This window comes from Nocardiopsis coralli (assembly GCF_014892575.1).
GTDB classification, from domain to species: Bacteria; Actinomycetota; Actinomycetes; order Streptosporangiales; family Streptosporangiaceae; genus Nocardiopsis; species Nocardiopsis coralli.
This window is the reverse complement of the sequence record NZ_JADBGI010000013.1, coordinates 50,032-68,446: the sequence shown is the minus strand read 5'-3', so window position 1 is coordinate 68,446 and position 18,415 is coordinate 50,032. Positions and strand designations below refer to the sequence as shown.

At 69.6% G+C, this 18,415-nt stretch carries 15 protein-coding genes; 7 read left to right on the top strand and 8 right to left on the bottom strand.

The window, feature by feature from the left end:
* Positions 1 to 396 precede the first annotated feature (396 nt).
* Positions 397 to 1,302: an ectoine hydroxylase gene (gene thpD, locus IDM40_RS15880; protein ID WP_193122784.1), complete on the bottom strand. Its 906-nt coding sequence runs from the start codon at positions 1,300 to 1,302 to the stop codon at positions 397 to 399.
* 506 nt (positions 1,303 to 1,808) lie between these two features.
* On the opposite strand from thpD, the gene IDM40_RS15875 reads away from it, so the two are divergent.
* Positions 1,809 to 2,501, top strand: coding sequence for a GmrSD restriction endonuclease domain-containing protein (locus IDM40_RS15875; protein WP_193122783.1), 693 nt, complete (start codon positions 1,809 to 1,811; stop codon positions 2,499 to 2,501).
* Between the two features lie 490 nt (positions 2,502 to 2,991).
* Positions 2,992 to 5,466 (top strand): ATP-binding protein, encoded by a 2,475-nt coding sequence (locus IDM40_RS15870; RefSeq protein WP_193122782.1) that lies wholly within the window; start codon positions 2,992 to 2,994, stop codon positions 5,464 to 5,466.
* A 607-nt stretch (positions 5,467 to 6,073) separates the two neighbouring features.
* Here the strand turns inward: IDM40_RS15870 and IDM40_RS15865 are convergent.
* A complete protein-coding gene (locus tag IDM40_RS15865) occupies positions 6,074 to 7,951 on the bottom strand; it encodes an Imm49 family immunity protein (RefSeq protein WP_193122781.1) in 1,878 nt (625 codons plus the stop codon).
* 148 nt (positions 7,952 to 8,099) lie between these two features.
* On the opposite strand from IDM40_RS15865, the gene IDM40_RS15860 reads away from it, so the two are divergent.
* Positions 8,100 to 8,864 carry an NUDIX hydrolase N-terminal domain-containing protein gene (locus IDM40_RS15860; protein ID WP_193122780.1) on the top strand — a complete coding sequence of 255 codons (765 nt, stop codon included), beginning with the start codon at positions 8,100 to 8,102 and terminating at the stop codon, positions 8,862 to 8,864.
* Between the two features lie 85 nt (positions 8,865 to 8,949).
* On the opposite strand, the gene IDM40_RS15855 is transcribed toward IDM40_RS15860, so the two are convergent.
* Together IDM40_RS15855 and IDM40_RS15850 are read right to left on the bottom strand one after the other, a co-directional pair.
* Entirely contained in the window at positions 8,950 to 10,770 is a 1,821-nt protein-coding gene (locus tag IDM40_RS15855; RefSeq protein ID WP_193122779.1) for an immunity 49 family protein, read from the bottom strand.
* Between the two features lie 140 nt (positions 10,771 to 10,910).
* A complete protein-coding gene (locus IDM40_RS15850; RefSeq protein WP_328807034.1) occupies positions 10,911 to 12,806 on the bottom strand; it encodes an immunity 49 family protein in 1,896 nt (631 codons plus the stop codon).
* A 343-nt stretch (positions 12,807 to 13,149) separates the two neighbouring features.
* Between IDM40_RS15850 and IDM40_RS15845 the strand changes: the two genes are divergently transcribed.
* From IDM40_RS15845 to IDM40_RS15830, 4 genes are all read left to right on the top strand, one after another.
* The gene (locus tag IDM40_RS15845; protein WP_193122778.1) at positions 13,150 to 14,124 is read left to right on the top strand and encodes a GNAT family N-acetyltransferase; all 975 of its coding nucleotides are present in this window, start codon (positions 13,150 to 13,152) and stop codon (positions 14,122 to 14,124) included.
* 321 nt (positions 14,125 to 14,445) lie between these two features.
* Positions 14,446 to 15,018: a Uma2 family endonuclease gene (locus IDM40_RS15840; protein ID WP_328807039.1), complete on the top strand. Its 573-nt coding sequence runs from the start codon at positions 14,446 to 14,448 to the stop codon at positions 15,016 to 15,018.
* Between the two features lie 76 nt (positions 15,019 to 15,094).
* Positions 15,095 to 15,478, top strand: a complete 384-nt coding sequence (locus IDM40_RS15835; RefSeq protein ID WP_193122776.1) for a VOC family protein — start codon at positions 15,095 to 15,097, stop codon at positions 15,476 to 15,478.
* Positions 15,479 to 16,033: 555 nt separating this feature from the next.
* Positions 16,034 to 16,285, top strand: a complete 252-nt coding sequence (locus tag IDM40_RS15830) for a hypothetical protein (protein WP_193122775.1) — start codon at positions 16,034 to 16,036, stop codon at positions 16,283 to 16,285.
* 609 nt (positions 16,286 to 16,894) lie between these two features.
* On the opposite strand, the gene IDM40_RS15825 is transcribed toward IDM40_RS15830, so the two are convergent.
* The 4 genes from IDM40_RS15825 to IDM40_RS15810 form a co-directional block, all read right to left on the bottom strand.
* Complete coding sequence (locus IDM40_RS15825) at positions 16,895 to 17,287, bottom strand: VOC family protein (RefSeq protein WP_193122774.1); 393 nt, start codon at positions 17,285 to 17,287, stop codon at positions 16,895 to 16,897.
* A 232-nt stretch (positions 17,288 to 17,519) separates the two neighbouring features.
* Positions 17,520 to 17,801: a GntR family transcriptional regulator gene (locus IDM40_RS15820; protein ID WP_193122773.1), complete on the bottom strand. Its 282-nt coding sequence runs from the start codon at positions 17,799 to 17,801 to the stop codon at positions 17,520 to 17,522.
* Positions 17,798 to 18,061: a winged helix-turn-helix domain-containing protein gene (locus tag IDM40_RS28255; RefSeq protein ID WP_193122772.1), complete on the bottom strand. Its 264-nt coding sequence runs from the start codon at positions 18,059 to 18,061 to the stop codon at positions 17,798 to 17,800. Before IDM40_RS28255 ends, IDM40_RS15820 begins: the two co-directional genes overlap by 4 nt.
* Positions 18,062 to 18,200: 139 nt before the next feature.
* Complete coding sequence (locus IDM40_RS15810) at positions 18,201 to 18,380, bottom strand: DUF397 domain-containing protein (RefSeq protein WP_193122771.1); 180 nt, start codon at positions 18,378 to 18,380, stop codon at positions 18,201 to 18,203.
* Positions 18,381 to 18,415 lie beyond the last annotated feature (35 nt).

Here is an 18,415-nt window from a genome sequence, read left to right as displayed (position 1 = left end):
CGCATGTTCACCGCGTGCAGCACGAGCGCCCGCCACGCGACTGCGGCTGCCCGGGCCTTGGCCGGCCCGGCCCTGGCCCACGCAGTTGCTCGGTCCTCATCCGGCGATGTGCAGGGCCCGTGGCTGACGTGTCCGGCCCCTGAAACCCACACGCTGACCGTGCACCGCACGCGCATGCTTCGATGCGCCCACATTTCCGCAGGCCCATAGCCCCGCCCGGTGGGCGCAACGGTCCCGTTCCCGGGGCCCGCACACGCGGACGGGCCGCGCGACCCCCCGGGTCACGCGGCCCGTCCTTTTCCGTCCGTTCGGGGCGTATTCGGTGGGCACTCGCCCTGTTGGCGGCACGGACAGCACCCACCAGACACGCCCGGTCGCGCCTTGTCGCGCCGGCCCTCAGCGCCCGACCGGGGTGAAGTCGGTCGACCCGAGGAACTCGGGGCGCGCGTTGTTGGCGGCGAAGGGCCTGGTCGACGTGTTCTCCACGCTGTTGAACACCACGAACAGGTTCGAGCGCGGGTACGGCGTGATGTTGCCGCCGGAACCGTGCATGCAGTTCGAGTCGAAGATGATCGCCCCGCCGGCCGGACCGGTGAGCACGTCGATGCCGTGCTGGTCGGCCAGGTACTCGAGGGACTTCTGGTCGGGTGTCCCGATCTCCTGGCTCTTCAGCGAGGCCTTGTAGTGGTCGTCGGGGGTCTCGCCCACGCAGGACACGAAGGTCCTGTGCGAACCGGGCATGATCATGAGCGCGCCGTTGTGGCTGTAGTTCTCCGTCAGGGCGATGGAGAAGCTGCAGGCGCGCATCCGCGGCATGCCGTCCTCGGCGTGCCAGGTCTCGAAGTCGGAGTGCCAGTAGAAGGATCCGCCCCCGAACCCGGGCTTGTAGTTGATGCGGCTCTGGTGCACGTAGACGTCGGAGCCGAGGATCTGCCTGGCCCGCTCCACCAGGCGCGGGTCGTTCACGAGGTCGGCGAAGCGCTTGCTGATCCTGTGCGCCTCGAAGACCGACCGGACCTCGTTGGAGGTGGGCTCGACGACGACCCGCTCGTCCGCGCGCAGCGCCGGGTCCGAGCCCAGGCGGGTCAGCTCCTCGCGGAAGGCCTGCACCTCGTGTCCGCTGATGAGCGAATCGACCTGCGTGTACCCGCGGGTGTCGTAGCCCCTGAGGTCGGCGTCGGTGAAGGGCCCGGTGTCGGCGGAGCCCCACACGGTGGGGTCCTTGCGGTAGAGCAGCGCCGGCTCGGTGGCCTTACGGGTCGGGTACTCGTCCGCGGTCGGAACATCCATCTGCAGAGTCATGATCGGGTTCCCCCGTGGCAGGGGGTCCATCCTCTCTGTGGTCGACGGCTTTCCTTACGACACGTGAACGTAACAAAATTCTTCTTCGTATTCGGGGCGTTAACCCCCCGATCCATGTTTAGGTTCTGTTTGCCCGGGTATTACTGTCATACTATATGGGGGAAATGCAGAAGTAGACGAATTCGTTATTTCATGGTGATCGAACGTTTGCTGCGTGCATTTCCGTGCCCACCTGCGTGGTCTCACCCGGGGTGTGCGATCGCCTCACTCGGTGTATATCGCCGCAGGTCGTCCACTTGCAGGCCCTCGGTTGCGAGGGTGTGTCCGCAGAATGCCGGTTTTCCTGTGAACTAGATCACCGGAAATTCATACACCCGCGGGTACATGTTTCCATCTCCCCCCGGCGGATTTCTTTGCAACTTCACCCGCGGGGTCTGGCGCGAAAAGCCCCGCTACCGCACAGTAGGGGGGTCCTTTGTTCTCTCCGACCCGCTCAAGGAGAACGCGTGAAGCAGACCCCCCGCACCCCCCACCCCTCCAGGCCCTCCCGAACCCCCCGCGCGGTCGCCGCCCTGGCCACCGCCGGAGCCGCCGCCCTGGTCGCCACGCTCGGCTGGACCTCCCCGGCCGCCGCCGACCACACCCTGCCGCCCAACATCCCCAGTGACTCCGTCGCCCAGGAGCAGCTCGACGGCCTCGACGTCCAGCCCAAGGGTCCCCAGGACGGATACGACCGAAGCCTCTTCCCGCACTGGAACGTCGTCGAGAGCCCCTGCACCGCCCGCCAGGTCGTGCTCGAGAGGGACGGCCACGACGTCGTCACCGACGACAGCTGCCAGCCCACCGAAGGCAGCTGGTGGAGCGCGTTCGACGACGAGTGGGTCTACGACGAGCCCTCCGACATCAGCGTCGACCACCTCGTCCCGCTGAGCGAGGCCTGGAAGACCGGCGCCGCCGACTGGACCACCGACGAGCGCGCCGACTTCGCCAACGACGTGGAGAGCTCGCAGCTGTGGCTGGCCACGCAGGCCAGCAACGGCGAGAAGGGCGACCAGGACCCGTCGGAGTGGATGCCCTCCAACACCGACGTGCACTGCGACTACGCCAAGTCCTGGATCGACGTGAAGGACCGCTACGACCTGACCATCACCGACGACGAGCAGTCCAGCCTGCAGGGAACCCTCGACAGCTCCTGCTGACCCCTGCCCCTCGCAGGCCGTCCGTAGGAGCACATGCCACCTGGAGCCCATGAGTAACGAGGCCGGGCGCTCGCGCCCGCCTCCTCTGTGGTTCCCGATGGCCTCAGCACGCGGCGCCGGCCCGGTTCTCGCCCCGGACCACCCCACGGCGGTCCCGCGACCGGGTCGGCGCCGCGCGTCGTCGTGCCCTCGTGCCCAGGTGCCCTCGCGCGTACGTGCCGAGGCCGGGCGCCCCCGCTTCCCCCGCCCGGTCGTGGTGCCGGGCCCAGGTTCTGGCGCGCCGAAACCGCCCCGGCTTCCCACCCCACGCGGGATGCAGCACTATGGGTGGAACCCGCACCAACGGGGGATCCCGCCGGGAGACCCCCGAGGTCGGGCGCGGGCGTGTGCCGGGGCGCGCACGGCCCCCACCGCTCACGCCCCGGCCTCCGCTGGACCCGAACTCCAGGCGGGGACACCCGGACATCCGGACACGAGGAAGGGCTTGCAGATGACCGGCACCAGGGGCACCCGGAGCGCGACCCGCCTCGCGGTGCGCTACTTCGACGACCGCGTGCTGCTCAGCGACGCCGAGGCGTGGGCCTACTTCCGGCTGCCGACCGTCTCCTACGAGTTCACCACCCCCGAGGAACGCCAGGCGCTGGCCACCAACATCACCATCGCGCTCGCCGCCATCCGCATGAACGACGCCGAGGTGCACCTGCGCGTCGCCCACCGCACGTACCCGGCGGCGGAGTGGGCCACCACCCTCGACGAGACCTCCGACGCCGGGGCGGGCTGGTACGACTACCTCGAAGAGATGTACCGGCACGTGTGGGCCAAGGACTTCTGGACCAAGGAGGTCTACCTCGGCGTCCGGCTCGGCCCCCGCAACAGCGGCCCCGGCCTCGGCTTCTTCTCCCAGATCATGTCCGGGTACCAGCGCACCGAGCAGATGCTGGGCCTGACCGACGACGCCGTCGACGACCGCGAACTCGCCCGCTGGACCGACCAGGCCGAACGCCTCGGCCGCGCCCTGGCCGCCAGTTCCCTGCACGCCCGCCACGCCACCTCCGACGAGATCGCCTGGCTCGTGCGCCACGCGGTCACCGGCTCGGCCGAGGAACCCCGTACCTCCGCCACCCGCAAGCGCACGTGGGGGCGCGGCGAGATCGAGGCGCTGGTCGACGGCACCCTCGTCAACGGGCGGTCCTCCCTGCGCCTGGACCAGCCCTCCGGCCCCACGCACGTGGCGTACCTGTCGTTCGCGCGTTTCCCCGACCTCATGCCGTTCCCCGACGGCGAGCCCTGGATCCACCACGCCGACGCGCTCCCGTTCCCCGTGGAGATGTCGTTGCGGATGAAGCTGATCCCGCCACAGAAGGCCTCCAAGGACGTCGGACGCAAGCTCGCGCACGCCCGCGACATGGACGCGCACATCCGCGAGGCCGGCGTGGAGGCGCCCATCGCCCTCGCCGAGCAGATCGACGCCGCCCGCATGCTCGAGCACGGCATCACCAAGGAACGCCTGCCGTTCGTCTACGGGTGGCACCGGCTCATGGTCTCCGCGCCCACCGAGAAGCTCCTCACCCAGCAGGTCGAGGCGGTCGTGGAGCACTACCGCGACATCGGCATCGACGTCATCAACTCCACCGGCGACCAGCTGTCCCTGTTCAACGAGTCGCTGCCCGGCGACCGCATCCGCCTCAACGCCTACGCCCAGCGCCAGCCGCTGCGCACCATCGCCGGCGGGATGCCCACGGCGACCGTGGACGTCGGGGACCGGATCGACAACACGCAGTCCGGCGGCGGCTGGGTGGGCCCCTACATCGGCGAGACGGTCGGACGCGCGCGCTCCATCGTGCACTTCGATCCGCTCGTGGCCGCCGCCCGCAACCGGCCCACCGCCATCGCGATCACCGGCGAACCCGGTGGCGGCAAGACCACACTCGCGCTGCTGATGATCTACCAGCTCGCCCTGCGCGGGGTCACCGTCGCCGCCATCGACCCCAAGGGCGACGCGGAGTCCCTCGTGGAACTGCTGCGCCGCCGCGGACGCAAGGCCCGCATCATGTCCCTGGGCTCGGCCCAGCCCGGCCTGCTGGACCCGTTCGCGTTCGGCGACGACCTCGCCGCGAAGAAGACCATGGCGACCGAGACGCTGCGGCTGCTGTTGCCCCGCATGAGTGAGGAGCGCGAGTCGGCGATGATCCAGGCGGTCGCCGCCGTCGCCAACCAGCCGCAGCCGTCGTTGGCCAAGGTCGTGGACTACCTGATCGCCGCCGACGACGCCGCGTCCCGGAACCTGGGCGCCGTGCTGCAGTCCATGTCGGAGATGCGGCTGGCCTCGCTCTGCTTCGACCCGCAGGGCGACGCCCGTATCGACACCGAGGGGTGGACGACCGTGTTCACCCTGGGCGGGCTGACCCTGCCCGACTCCGGGTTGCGCCGCGACGACTACTCCTACGAGCAGCGGCTGTCGGTGGCGTTGCTGTACCTGGTGTCGCAGTTCGCGCGGCGGCTCATGAACGGGCTCGACCGGCGCCTGCCGAAGGCGATCTTCCTGGACGAGGCGTGGGCGGTGACCTCCACACCCGAGGGCGCCAAGCTCGTCCCGGAGGTCTCGCGTATGGGCCGGTCGCGGAACACGGCGCTGATCCTGGTGTCGCAGAACGCCGGGGACATGCTGAACGAACAGGTCACCAACTGCCTGTCGTCGGTGTTCGCGTTCCGTTCCAGCGAGCGCTATGAGGTCGAGAGCGTCATGGCGCTGGTCGGTGTGGACCCGACCGAGGACCACCAGTCCGTGCTGCGCCACCTCAGCAACGGTGAGTGCCTGTACCGGGACCTGGACGGACGGACCGGCCGCATCGGTGTGGACCTCGTGTCGGAGAACCTGCTGCGCTGGCTGGACACCAACCCGACCCGGCAGCGCCCTGCGCTCGACGAAGGGGGCCTGGCGCCCGCCGGGACCCAGGAGCGGTAGCCCCTCGGACACGCAGGTCCTGCACCTACGTGCCAGGGGCGCGACCCGAAGCGCGGGCCCCGCACCTTCGCGTGACGACCACCCCGGGAACGCGCGAGGGTGAGGGACGCCCCGGAGATCATGCGGGCACCGCACATATGCGGGGGTCCCACACATACGCGCGACGGTCACCCCCAGTAACGCGTGGGGGTCTGCACCTACGTGCGAGGGGGAGGGACGCCCAAGGGACCTGCGGGTCCCCCACATACGCGCGACGGTCACCCCAGGAACTCGCGTGCCCGGCGCACACGCGCCGAGCCTCAGAGCCCCCGCGCACACGCGCCGAGCCACCCGAGCAAAGCGTGGGCTGCGGCGGGCCCCGACCGCAACGCGCGTGCCCCGCACATGCCCGCGCGGGCCCCAAGGAGCGCATGCCCCGCACCTACGCGCGACGGTCACCCCCAGCAACGCGCGGCGTCGGCCCGGGTTCTCTGCCCGGTAGAGCCGGTTCAGGGAGCTCCCCGGGCCGTCGTCGCGCGCAGGACCGCCACCCCAGGGAACATTGAACCCGGCCGAGCGCCGTCAGCCCGATCCCGCCGGTTGTCGCCTGCGCCCGACGCCCCGCCCGTCACCGGAACATCGCGCCCGCCCTCTCCAGAACCCCGTCCGGAAGGTAATCGCTCTCCACCCGCACGTCCCATCCCTTCGCCCGCGCCAGGCACGCCAGCGCCAGTGCACGCGTATCGATCAGCCCGTCCGAGTCGCCGTTCCTCTTCCCGAACGCGAACGCCTTCCGGTGCCGCACCAGCAGGTCCGCGAGCGCCAGGTTGAACCCTTCCTCGTCCCCGGCCGCCAACTGCGACAACAGGATCGCGGCCGACGGGGGCCGACCTGGACGTTCGTCTTCCTCCCATTCCTCCAGGTGCCGTTCCAGAGCCTCCCGGACCAACCCGTCCACGTGCTCGTTCAGGACGACCGTGGCACCCCCGTCGCGGACCCAACCGCGGGCACGCTCTGACCTCAGGTAGGCCTGGAACGCGTAGTTGTACAAGCCGAAGGTTGCGTAGCCCTGCTCGGCGTCCCCCTCCCGCAGGAAGAAGCGTTCGAGGTGGTCGAGCAGGAACTCCAGGTGCTCACGGGAGCCCGCCATCAGAGCCCGTTCCAGACCGATGAACAGGTCTCCCTCGGAGGTGTCCGAATTCCGGCCGAACGTGCGGAGCGGGCCGGTGGTGCCGTCGAGGGTCACGTCGATGGTGTCCTCGGACGACTCCACGCACATGAACTTGGCGACGGAGGCTTGGGAGATGTGGGCGAGCGCGGCGAGCTGGCGCGGGTGCCGGGCCTGAGGGTCGATGACCGACGCGAACCGGAACTTCCTGAGTTCGCTGCGTGCATCCTCCGTCAGCGCCGAAGGGAGCCGGTCCCTGATGATCTCGGGGCTCCGGATGTCACGGACGTACCGCTCGAAGCGCTCCTCGACCGTCTTCCTGGCCGCGTGCGCGAACGCGTCCGTCGGCCGCTCGACGACCAACGGGCCTTCAGCGAGCGCCTGCATCGCCTCCGGCCGTTTGTCCGCTCCGTAGAGGCCCACGCTCTGTGCCCGAGCTCGTGCCTGCTCAGCGCTCTCCAACAGGTAAGGGGGCAGATAGTCGGAGTCGAACGGCACCTGCCACCCCTCCAGCCGCACAGCCAGTGCAGCGAGGGCGATCTCGGGTGTGGGCAGAAGTGCCCGCAACGCAGTTTCGCTGCCGTGCTCGTCCCGGAAGCGTTCGAGCCTGGCCCGCATCCTGGACCAGAACGCCTCTTCGTCACCGGATTGCAGCGCGTGCAGGAGCAGGAGTTCGTTGCCGGCCTGTTCCAGCCGGGGACGGTGGGGTCCCGGTGCATGTTCCAAGGAAACGAAGTGGGCTTCGATGCCGCGCGTCATCTCTCCCGGCTTCAGCAGCGGATCACGGCCTGCTGGGAAGCCGAACGCATAGTCGACGAGGCCCTTCTCGAGCACCCGGTCCTCCCCGAACTCCAACGGCAAGCCGGCCAGGATCCTCGCGAAGCGCACGTGCTGGTCGGAGATGACGTTCAGGTACAGCGTCGCGCGCCAGTCATCGGGGTCGGCGGGGCGCCCGTCGTGCGGAGGGCGGTCGCACGCGTCCGTCCCGTCGCCCCCGACCTCGTCCTCCTGATCGTGGTAGGAGATCCCCGTTCCGGTGTAGGAGAGATGCACCCCGACACCCTCGGAGGTGGGGGCCGTGTCCAGGACGAGCCCGCCCAGGCGTGCTTCGGCGGCCGAGCACATCGCGGCCTTGATGTCCGTCTCGGCAAGCGGCGCCGAGACGGAGCGGGCGGCTGCGTAGTCCTGCAGGTCTCGCGCGATCAACTCCCACCCGAACCCGTCGCGGCCACTGTTCTGTTGCATGTGGACGTCGCCGGCGATGCGGTCGGGAAAGTCCTCCGTGGCCTCGGCGAGGGCCTCGTCGCTGACCTCGTGCCGTTCGATGCGCAGGCTCACGGCGTCCTTCCTGTGGGGGTTTCGGGGGTGGGGGTGCTGACTTTCGGGCCTGATTCTGGCACGGGGTGGTGACAGGAACGCCGGCCCGGCCGGGCTCCCGGTACCGCTGTCCCGCCGGGCTTGCGGACGTTCCTGCGACGCTGGGGGCATGAGCAACCCATCGGACCCTGATGCCCTCGACGCCTCCGGCGGCTCCGCCACGTCTGCGCCCCAGGACACCCCGGACGCCCCCGACGGCTCTGACGCCCAGGACACCCCTGACGCCCCGTCCGACACCGAGCACCTGCGCCGCATCTCCATCGAGCTCACCGCCCTGTCGCAGTCGGCGCTGGCGTACTGCACCGACCGGTTCGACATCGAGCGCTTCCACCGCATCGGCGCCCTCGCACGCGACCTCATGCAGACCGTCGCCCGCGAGGACCTGCCCGCCTACGAACCCGAGGTCGCCGCCTCCCTGGGGTATGCCACGCCCAAGCTCGACGTGCGCGGCGGGGTCTTCGATCCCCAGGGCCGTGTGCTCCTGGTCAGGGAGAGGGCCGACGGCGACCGGTGGACCCTGCCCGGAGGATGGTGCGACGTGCTCGAGAGGCCCCGGGAGGCGATCGAGCGGGAGGTGCTCGAGGAGGCCGGGATGCAGGTGCGCGCCGTGCACCTCGCCGGGGTGCTGGACCGGCACGAGTGGCCGCACACGCCCGTCTACGACCGGCACGTGTACAAGCTGATGTTCGTGTGCGAGCCCGCGCAAAGCGTCGAGACGGACTTCGACGCCGGCTTCACGAGCGACGAGACCAGCGAGGTCGGATGGTTCGACGTGCACGACCTGCCGGAGCTGTCCGTGGCCCGGGTGCTGCCCGAGCAGATCCGGTTGCTGCACGGGCACTGGAAGGACCCGGGCCCCGCCCACGTCGACTGACGCCGGAGCCGCGGCTGCCGGGGACGCTTGCTACCAGAGCCGACTTCGGCGCTGATATTGGCTCCCGTAGCAAGTGCCTCGCATCTCAATGGAACATCCCGGCAGCCCTCTCCAGTACGCCGTCGGGCAGGTAGTCGCTCTCGACCCGGATCGCCCACCCCTTCGCCCGCGCCAGGCACGCCAACGCCAGCACGTGTGTGGCGACCAGCCCCTTGGGCTCCCGCAAGCGCCGCCCGAACGAGTACGCCTCCCGGTGCTCCTCCAGCCGGTCCGCCAGCGCCAGGTTGAACCCCTCCTCGTCCCCGGCCACGATCTGGGAGAACAAGACCCCGGAGAACGGTACTTCGTCCGGTGCGAGCCGGACGGGCACCGAGCCCAGGGCTGCGTCCAATTCGGCCCTGACCACCTCGTCGCACTCGTGGCTGGTAGCCAACCACCCGCGCGCACGCTGCTCCCTCAAGTACGCGAGGAATGCTCGCCGGTACAGGTCGGGGTAGGCCGGCCCGTTCTCGTTCCCGCGCCGAAACAGCCCTTCGGGGAGATCGAGCAGCGCTTCCAACCGGGCGCGCGAGCCCGACAACAGCGCTTCCTCCACGGCCTGGAGGAGCGCGCTCTCCGAGGTGTCCGAGCCGGTGCCGAAGGTCTGCAGCGCGACCGTGTTCTCGCCGATGGTCACCTCCTCCGTCTCGCTCGCCGACGACACGCACGCGAACTTCGCGGCCGAGTACTGGGAGGCGTGGGTGAGCGCGGCGAGTTGGCGCGGGTCGCGGGCCTGCGGGTCCACGAAGGAGTGGAAGCGGAAGCATGTGAGCTCGCCTGCGGCATTCCGCGGCAGGAGTCCGAACGCCAGGTGCGGATGGTCAATGAGGTCCGCCATGGCCTTGTCCTGGCGGCGGTACTGCTCCTCGACCGACACGCCGGCCCGGGGCATGAGGTCGGGGTTCGGCTCCGGACGCTCGACCACGATCGGGCCTGCGGCGAGCGCGTCCACTGAGTCGGGGTCCTTCTCGCCTCCGAAGGCACCCACACGCCGGGCGCGGGGCGCACCGGGGGCCTCGACCAGGTACCGCGGAAGGTAATCGGTCTCGAACGGCATCTGCCAACCCTCGATCCGCACTGCCAGGGCCGCGAACGCGAGTTCGGTCGTCGGGAGCAGCACTTGGACAGGGACGAACGCGCCGAAATCGTCCTCCGGGTACCGCTCCAGCCTCGCCCGCATCCGAGCCCAGAAGGCTTCCTGGTCCCCGGAGAGGAGCGCGTTCAGCAGTACCAGGTCGCCCTCGGCCCGGCGCTGAACGGGCGTGAGGCGGGACGACTCGTGGTCCGAACGGGCTTGTGCGCGTTCGACGGCATTGCGCACGTAGGTCTCCAACTCTTTCCGTCCCAGGCCCATCTCCGGATAGAGGTACGAGGCCAGTGCGTGCGGAAGGGCGTGCTTCCCGTCGAGGTCTCGCACGAACCTGACCAGGTGCGACCGGTGATCCTCGGTCTGGTCCGAGATGATCGACGAGTAGAACGTCGAGGTCCAGTCGAGGGGCGTGACCGTGTCGGTTTCCTCCGGTCCGCTCTCTCCCTCCGCGGACTCGTAGCAGATCCCGGTGCCGGTGTAGGTGAGGGCGATGTCGACCCCCGCGGAGGAGGGGAGCCCGGAGAGGAGGAGCGCTCCGAACTCTGCTTCGGCAGCCGAGTGCAGGGCGACCTTGATGTCGGTCCGAGCGTTCGGTGCCTGAACCGAGCGGGCGCCGGCGTAGGCGGAGAGCATCAAGGCGGCTTCGCCCCAATCGGAATCGCTCCGGTCGAACTGCTCCTGCATGTCGACCTGTCGTGCGATCCGGGTGTTGAAGTTCTCCGTGGCCTCGGTGAGAGCTTCTTCGCCGACCTCGTGCCGTTCGATGCGCAGGCTCACTGGTGCTACTTCCTGTGGGGGTTCCGGTACCGGGTTCGGGGTCGAGTCTGGCACGGGGCGGTGACAGGAATGCCGGGCCTGCGGGGGTTCCTGCATCCCGGGGTCCCGGCGGCCCTGTTCCGGAACCGGGCCACACCCCCTCACCGGAACATCGTCGCTGCCCTCTCCAGAACCCCGTCCGGCAGGTAGTCGCTCTCGACCCGGATCGCCCACCCCTTCGCCCGCGCCAGGCATGCCAGCGCCAGCACGTGCCGGTTGATCAGCCCGTCCGAGTTCTGGGCCCAGTGCCCCGCCGAGTACGTCTCCCGGTGTTTGGCCAACCGGTCGGCCAGCGCCAGGTTGAACCCGTCCTCGTCCCCGGCCACGAGCTGGGAGAACAGCACGGGCGAGGTCGGCATGCGGGGCGGGGCGTCGGGGTTGTCCAGCTCGGCCAGTGCGAGGCCGAGGTCGTGCCTGACCGCAGGATCGACATCCGCTCCGGCCACTGCGGATACGTCGGCCGCCCCGGCCGCCGACCCCGTCCACCCCCGCGCACGCTCTACCCGCAGGTGGCCCAGGACCGCACGCCGATAGCAGTGGGCGAGGTCCTTGCCCCGCTCGTCCGGACGGCGGAACAGGCCCGCCGGCAGATCCAGCAGGAACTCCAACCGCTCCCTCGACCCGGACAGGAGCGCGTACTCCACCGCGATGAGCAAGTCGGTCTCGCTGACGTGGGTGTCCCGGACGGTGGCCGTCATCGGGACCGTGTTCTCGCCGATGGCCACCTCGACCGATGCGTCCGTCGTGGTGGCGCGGGCGAACTTCGCGGCCGTGTACTGGGAAGCGTGGGTGAGCGCGGCCAGTTGGCGCGGGTGCCGGGCCTGCGGGTCGACGAGGGAGTGGAACCGGAAGGCCATGAGCTCGTCGCCGGCATAGGACGACAGGAGCGCGGGAGGCAGATCCGGCTCGTCCGGGAGCTCCGCCAGGGTCTTGTCATCGAGGCCGTACTGCTCTTCGACCGACAGCCCCGGCCGGACCGTGTTCTCGAACTCCGTCTCGGGGCGCTCGACCACCAACGGCCCTTCCTCCAGGGCCCGCACCGCCTCGGGGCTCTTGCTTTCGCCGTACGCACCCACCCGCTGCCCCTCGGGCGCCGCGGGGTCCTCGACCAGGAACCCGGGCAGGTAGTCGGAGTCGAACGGCATCTGCCACCCCTCGACCCGCACCGCGAGCGCCGCGAAGGCGAGCGCGGTCGTGGGCAGGAGCGTGCGCAGCGGGTGCCAACGGCTCTCCTGGCTGCGTTCGCTGCTGTGCCACTCCAGGTGGGCCTGCACCGCGAACCAGAACGCCTCCTCGTTGCGCGCGAGCAGGGGGTGCAGGAACAGCAGGTCGGGGTCGACCGAGTCGAGGTCCGGGTGCTCCTGGACGTCCTCGCCCAGGGACGCGAAGAACGGTTCCAGTGCGTCGGCCACGTGACCCTCGAGCTCGTCCCGCTCGGCTCCCAGCTGCGGATACACGTAGTGGGTCAGGGCGCGTTCCAGCACCCGGTCGTTCTCGAAGTGCGATGCGAGGCTGATCAGTGGGCCCTCGTAGGAATCCAGCTGCCCGGTGACGATCGCCAGGTACATCGTCTCGCGCCAGTCGGAGGCCGGGGCCGGGCGTTCGCCGTGCGGGGCTTGGCCGAAGTCGTCCTCCTCGGTGAGCGGGCCGTAGGAGAAGCCGGTTCCGGTGTAGGAGACGAAGACCGACAGATCGACGTCGCTCGGGGCGCATTCGAGCAGGAGCGCGCCCAGGCGAGCCTCGGCGGCGGAGTGCAGGGCGGCCTTGATGTCGGCCTCGGCGTGCGGTGCGGTGACCGAGCGCGCGCCGGCGTAGGCGTGGAGGTCGTCCGCGATCTCCTCCCAACCGAACCCGTTGCGGCCACTGTGCTGTTGCATGTGGACGTCGCCGGCGATGCGGTCGTGGAAGCCCTCGGTGGCCTTGGCGAGGGCGTCGGGGGCGACTTCGTGGCGTTCGATGCGGGGGCGCAGGGGGAGTGGGGAACGCTGGGTGCGCACGGTGGTCTGCTTCCTTCGGGGTCGGGGGTGCCTGGCCGGGTTCCGGAGGTTCTCCGGCTTTCCTCCGGTGCGGCCGAGTCTGGCAGGCGGGGGTGACAGAACCCGGGAACCCGGTGCGTGCTGGAAGGCCCGTGCACGCGCGACGTCCTCCCGCCGGAAAACCCCGTGCGCCGGGGCCACCCCCGCTCGTATCGTTCGAACAGTCAGAGCGTTCGAGTGGTCCGAACAGCCCGAACGGCCCGAACGGCCCGAACGGCCCGAACGGTTCGAACGGTTCGAACGCCCCCTGATGGTTGATGGTTCGGGACACCCGCCACCCCCCCCTGAGAGTCGAGGCCCCGCCGTGATCGAGCTCCGCCCGTGGAACCACCCCGAAGACACCGTCCGCCTCCAAGACCTGGCCGAGCGCCTGTGGCCCCTGGCCCGGCACCCCGGAGGCATCGGGTGGGAGGCCGCCACCCGGCAGCGCCGTAACCACACCCGCCTCGCCGAACGAGAAGGAACGCTCGTGGCCTGGGCGGAGATCGAGGACTCCGAGATCGAGATCTACGGGGCGAGCCATGACCCCGAGGCGGGGGAGGCGCTGCTCGCCTGGGCCCTGGAGATCATCGAGCCGACGGAACCCGCGATGCCGGATCCGACCGCACCAGAGGGGCAGAGCGACTCGGCCCGGACCGAACCCACGCGCCTCCGTGTCGGGCACGGTGATGACGTGCTCGCCTCCCTCGCCCGCCAGGCCGGTTTCGCACCGGACCCGACCGGGTTCCCGTGGCACGGGCTGTTCCGTTCCGCCGAGCACGCCGAAGCCCCCGCCTGGCCCGAGGGCTATCGAGTGCGTTCCGTACGCGACGACGAGGCCGAGGCGCGGGTCCAGGTGCACCGGGCCGCCTGGCATCCGCCTTCGATCCCCTACCCGCCGGAACGCGCCGCGCGGGTGTCGCCGGACGCCCAGAGCCGGTTCTGCATGGAGTTCTACGAGGACATGCGCCGGAACCCGATGTACGACCCCGCGCTGGACCTCCTGGTCGAGGCCCCGGACGGGTCCCTGGCCGCGCACTGCACCATCTGGTGGTCGCCGGCGCTCGGTGTGGCCGAGGTGGAGCCGTTGGGCGTGCTGCCCGAGCACCGCCGGCGCGGGTTGGGCGGGACGCTCGCGTTGGAGGCGTGCGCGCGCGTGCGGGATCTCGGTGGGCACGAGGTCTTCATCAACGGCGAGTACGTGGAGATCTATCCGCTGCCCACGCAGGTGTACAGGAGTGTGGGGTACCGGCAGGTGGAGCTTTCCGCGCTGTGGGCCCGGGCGCGTTCCCGTTCCTGACCCGACCCAGCCGTCTCTGAACGCTCCGGCGGTTCCCGAGTGCTCCGGTGGGCCCCGACCGGAGCCCAGCCTTTGTGCACGGTGGCCGAGGCCCGGATGTCCGGGCACCTTTCCTCCGAACCTCGTCGGGCTGGGGCGGGCCCGGCCCGCGCCCCGGGGCAGCCTCCAGGATGCCGAAACGCCTGCACACGACCACATCGGCGCAGCAGGATGTCTGACATGACGACCGGCAAGCCCAGCAACCCAGGTAACCCTGCTCGACATGGTCACCCACGATCTTCTGATGACTCAGGCCCGTCCGCCCCCGAACCCCCGTTGACCGTGGACGACCTCGAGCACACGCCGGACGACGGACGCCGGTACGAGCTCGTCGACGGGCGGCTTGACGTGTCCGCCGCACCGGGCTCGGTCCACATGCGGGTGGCCAACCGCCTCTCCACACACCTGAACAACGCTTGCGGTGGCGAGTACGAGATCGGGGAGAACCCCGGGATCAACCTCGACAGCGCCCGCACCAGCCATCGCATCCCGGATGTGGTCGTCTTCGACGGCGCCCCGCCCGCGCGCGGGTACACCGACGTTCCCCCGCTCCTGGCCGTCGAGATCATCTCGCCGGAGAGCATTTTTCGGGACAGCAGCACCAAGCGTGCGGAGTACGCCGGGTTCGGGATCCCCTCGTACTGGATCATCAACCCGCTCGCCGAACGCATCGGCCTGCTCGAACTACGGCTCGAGCAGGGCGGGTACCGGGATGCGGCCATGGTCAGTGGTGACGCCGTCTTCCGCACCGAGGCACCGTTCCCCGTGACCCTGGTGCCGCACTGGCTCACCGCGAGCGGGCCGTGGCTGCGGCACATCGGCGGGGAACGAACCGGACCCGGAGACGGCCCCTGAACCGATTCCTCAGACGGCGGTTGAATCCGCCGTAATCCCATGGATTCCCGCGCGGATCCCGTGGATCATGGCGCGCATGGTTTCGACAGTGCAGAACATCGCGATCGATTGCGCGGACGCCTACGAGCTGGCCCAGTTCTGGAGCCGGGTGACCGACGGCCCGCTGGACCCCGAATCCGAGCCGGGCGGGGAGTTCGCGGCGGTCCACATGCCGGACGGGACCGCCCTGTTCTTCCACACGGTCTCCGAGCCCAAGGAGATCAAGAACCGGTTGCACCTGTGCCTGCGCCCGAAGACCTCACGCGACCCCGAAGTGGAGTGGCTTCTGGAGATCGGCGCCACCTGGGTCTCCGACCACCGCGAGCCCGACGGAACCGGGTGGGCGGTCCTCGCCGACCCCCAGGGCAACGAGTTCTGCGTCCTGCGCAGCACCGCGGATCGGGTCGTCACCCCTCAATGAGCCGCTGCAGGGCGCGGGGTTCTGTTGGAGACGGAGCTCTGTAGGAGCCGTTCGGATGTTGCCTCTCGGGTGACGCCCGGACGGCTCTTGTCGGTTCCTGGCGTTTCCGGTCCGCCGCCCTCTGCCGTGCGCCTTCCGCATTCCGCCTTGCGCCTTCCGTCTTGCACCTTCCGCCTGGCCGGAATTGCACGTGATTCCCCGGCGCCCCGTTCCGGGGCCTCGACGGATCGACAGCACGACAGCTCGACAGAATGCGTCGGATTTTCCGCCGGCCCTGCGCCCTTGACGGCCGTCTGTCCGAGACGGCCGTCTGTCCGATCCCACAACGCGGGCGCCGTCAAGGGTCCATTGGTCCCTCAACTCGTCCCACGGTTACATCGACGTTTCCCTCGATTTCCGGGCGGTTGCTTTTCCCTGGTCCCGTGTCAACTGATGGTGAACACCCTTGCTGCTGCTTTGTCGGGAGGGGCAGGATTCGTCGTACGTTCCGTGATGAAGGCGGAGCGTTCCGTGCTTTTCTGTGCGGATTTTTCATTGGATTGGAAGGACCTACAAATGCAGACCCCGCAGGACACTCAGCAGCCGCAGGCGCAGCCGGAGGCCCAGTCGCAGAACCGCTCGCGCGCCTGGGCGGCCACCGCCCGCGTCGGCGCCGTGGCGGCGGCCGTGCCGGTCATGCTGTTCGCGTTCTCGGCCCCGGCTTCCGCCGCTGAGCTGGCCCCCATCGCCGGTGCGGTCGACAACCTGCTCGCCGTCACCCTGGAGCAGCTCGGCATCAGCGCCCTGCTGGGTTACCTCGGTCTCTGAGGGATCTGAGGAATCTGAAGATTCTGAGGTCGACTTGGCGCGCCTCTGATTGCTGAATCTCCGGTTGGAGGTTTTCCCTCTCAAGCGCGGAGACTGATGTGCGAGAGTGGTGAATGTGCACAGCTGCGTGAATGCGCTCGGAGGCGCATGGAAATGTGAGTTCAAGCGTATGTGTGCGCAAACGCGCAAACGCGCAAATGTGGAACGCGCTGAGCTGTAAAAGCATAGAGGCGCCAATGCGCTAATACGTCTACGTGTCAACGCGCATAGGGGGTCGCGTGGTCCCGGGGGAACTGGAGGCGCCCGGGCCCGCGCGGCCCCTCTTCTTGTCGAGGCCCACGTCTCGGCCGGCCGCCAGCCACCTGCGACCAGCCACCTGCCGGACGCGTCGGCCGGCCAGGCCCTGAGCCGACCAGCCGGCAATGCGGCCCGTCGGGCAGTCGGCCCTTCGGCCCTTCGGCCGGGCCCGTCAGAGTTCAGAGGCTCGCGAACTCGCGTGGCCTCGAACCCGCGCGGCCCGAACCGGCGCGGCCCCGAACCCCCTCGACCTCGACCTCGGGCCCAGGCGGCTACGGGCCCAGGCGGGCTCGGGCCCGTACTCGCGTGCCCTCAAGTGGTGAGGTCCTGCCCGAGCACGACGGTGTTGCCGTCGGGGTCCTGCAGGATCGCCAGCCGGAACTGTCCCGAGGGCACGGTCTCTGCTTGCGGAACGTCGAGGCCGCGGCCCTCGATGCCGGCGAGCTCGGCGTCCACATCGTCCACACCGAGGGTGACGCTTCCCGCGCCTGCATGCTCGGGATCGTCGACGACCTGGAGTCCTCCACCGGATGGCCCGGTAGGCCCGGGGGAGGACTGTGATCCGCCGTCCGACGCGAAGAACCACTCGAGGTCGGTGGGCATCGGAACCCGATCGGGTTCGCGCCCCAGCAGGCGCGTCCACCACGTGCGTGCGGCTGCCAGGTCCGCCGTTGGAATGACGGCGTAAGCGCTTGTCACTGTCATGGGGCCTCGCCTCTTCGTCTCTTCGCCTCTTTTCCTGGGCTGGCGCTGGGCGCTGGGCGTTGGGTGCTGGGTGTTCGGCGCTCGGCCCCCGGAACCCGGCACCCCGGCGCCAGGCATCGCTCTTACCTGTTCAGATACCCGGGCATACGTGCGCGGCACCTGTGGACAACGACGGCCGAGAGCGCGTGGTCGGCCGAGTCTCCTGGCCCGCAGCTCAGTCGCGTTGATCCGGTCAGCCGGTGGTGTCGGGACGCTTCACGTACGACCCCATGCCGCTCTGCGTGCGGATCAGGCCTTCCGAGCGCAGCGCTCGGTGCACCTTCTGTCCGGTGGAGGTGCTGATCCCGTACTCCTGCTGCATCTGGATCATGGAGGGGACCCGGGTACCGGGCGGCAATTCGCCCCGCTGGATCTGGTCACGGATGATGCGGGCGACCTGGGTCCACCGAGGCTCGTCATCGGCGAACCGGAAGCCGGGTTCGAGCTCGGACTCGTATTCGCCCTCGGACTTCATTGCCCATCTTCCTCGCGCTCTGTGCGCTCCTCGCGCTCGCGTTTCACGTAGGAGCCGAGGCCGGGATGCGTCTCGGTGAGCCCACGGTCGCGGAGGCCTACAAGGGCTTTGTGCGCGGTCGCCGAGGCCACGCCGTACTGCTCCATGACCGTGAGGACCGAGGGCACCCGCTCGCCGGGGGAGTAGCGACCGGACTGGATCTGCCGTTCGAGCTCGTCGGTGATCTGGACCCATCGCGGGAGGAGCTCCTTCCAGCGCACGTGTGCCTCCCGAGAGAAGGGTGTAGCACGACCTTAGGGACTCGACGGTGCCTTCGCCACGAGAATGCGCAGGCCTGTGGACAACCGTGGTCGACGGGGTTGATTGCCCCGGCACATGCTTCCCTGAACGCCTGTGCCTTCAACGCGCCGGTGCGCCGAGAGCGCCCAGCGCGGCCCGCCACTCAGTGGCGGAGAAGACGAGATACCCGTCTTCCCGGTGCTGTGTGTCACGGACAGCAGCGCCGGAGGAGAATTCGGCGACCTCGACGCACTCCTGCGCCGTGGTGCTGTGGCTGCTCTTGTGGAAGTTGAGCTGCATGTGCGGTGTAGACGCAGCATGCTCCGCATGCGGTG

What these genes read in the sequence shown, in the direction of transcription:
- thpD (WP_193122784.1), bottom strand. Translation starts at nt 1,302, where the DNA reads ATGACTCTGCAGATGGATGTTCCGACCGCGGACGAGTACCCGACCCGT.
- IDM40_RS15870 (WP_193122782.1), top strand. Translation starts at nt 2,992, where the DNA reads ATGACCGGCACCAGGGGCACCCGGAGCGCGACCCGCCTCGCGGTGCGC.
- IDM40_RS15860 (WP_193122780.1), top strand. Translation starts at nt 8,100, where the DNA reads ATGAGCAACCCATCGGACCCTGATGCCCTCGACGCCTCCGGCGGCTCC.
- IDM40_RS15835 (WP_193122776.1), top strand. Translation starts at nt 15,095, where the DNA reads ATGGTTTCGACAGTGCAGAACATCGCGATCGATTGCGCGGACGCCTAC.
- IDM40_RS15830 (WP_193122775.1), top strand. Translation starts at nt 16,034, where the DNA reads ATGCAGACCCCGCAGGACACTCAGCAGCCGCAGGCGCAGCCGGAGGCC.
- IDM40_RS15825 (WP_193122774.1), bottom strand. Translation starts at nt 17,287, where the DNA reads ATGACAGTGACAAGCGCTTACGCCGTCATTCCAACGGCGGACCTGGCA.
- IDM40_RS15820 (WP_193122773.1), bottom strand. Translation starts at nt 17,801, where the DNA reads ATGAAGTCCGAGGGCGAATACGAGTCCGAGCTCGAACCCGGCTTCCGG.
- IDM40_RS15810 (WP_193122771.1), bottom strand. Translation starts at nt 18,380, where the DNA reads ATGCAGCTCAACTTCCACAAGAGCAGCCACAGCACCACGGCGCAGGAG.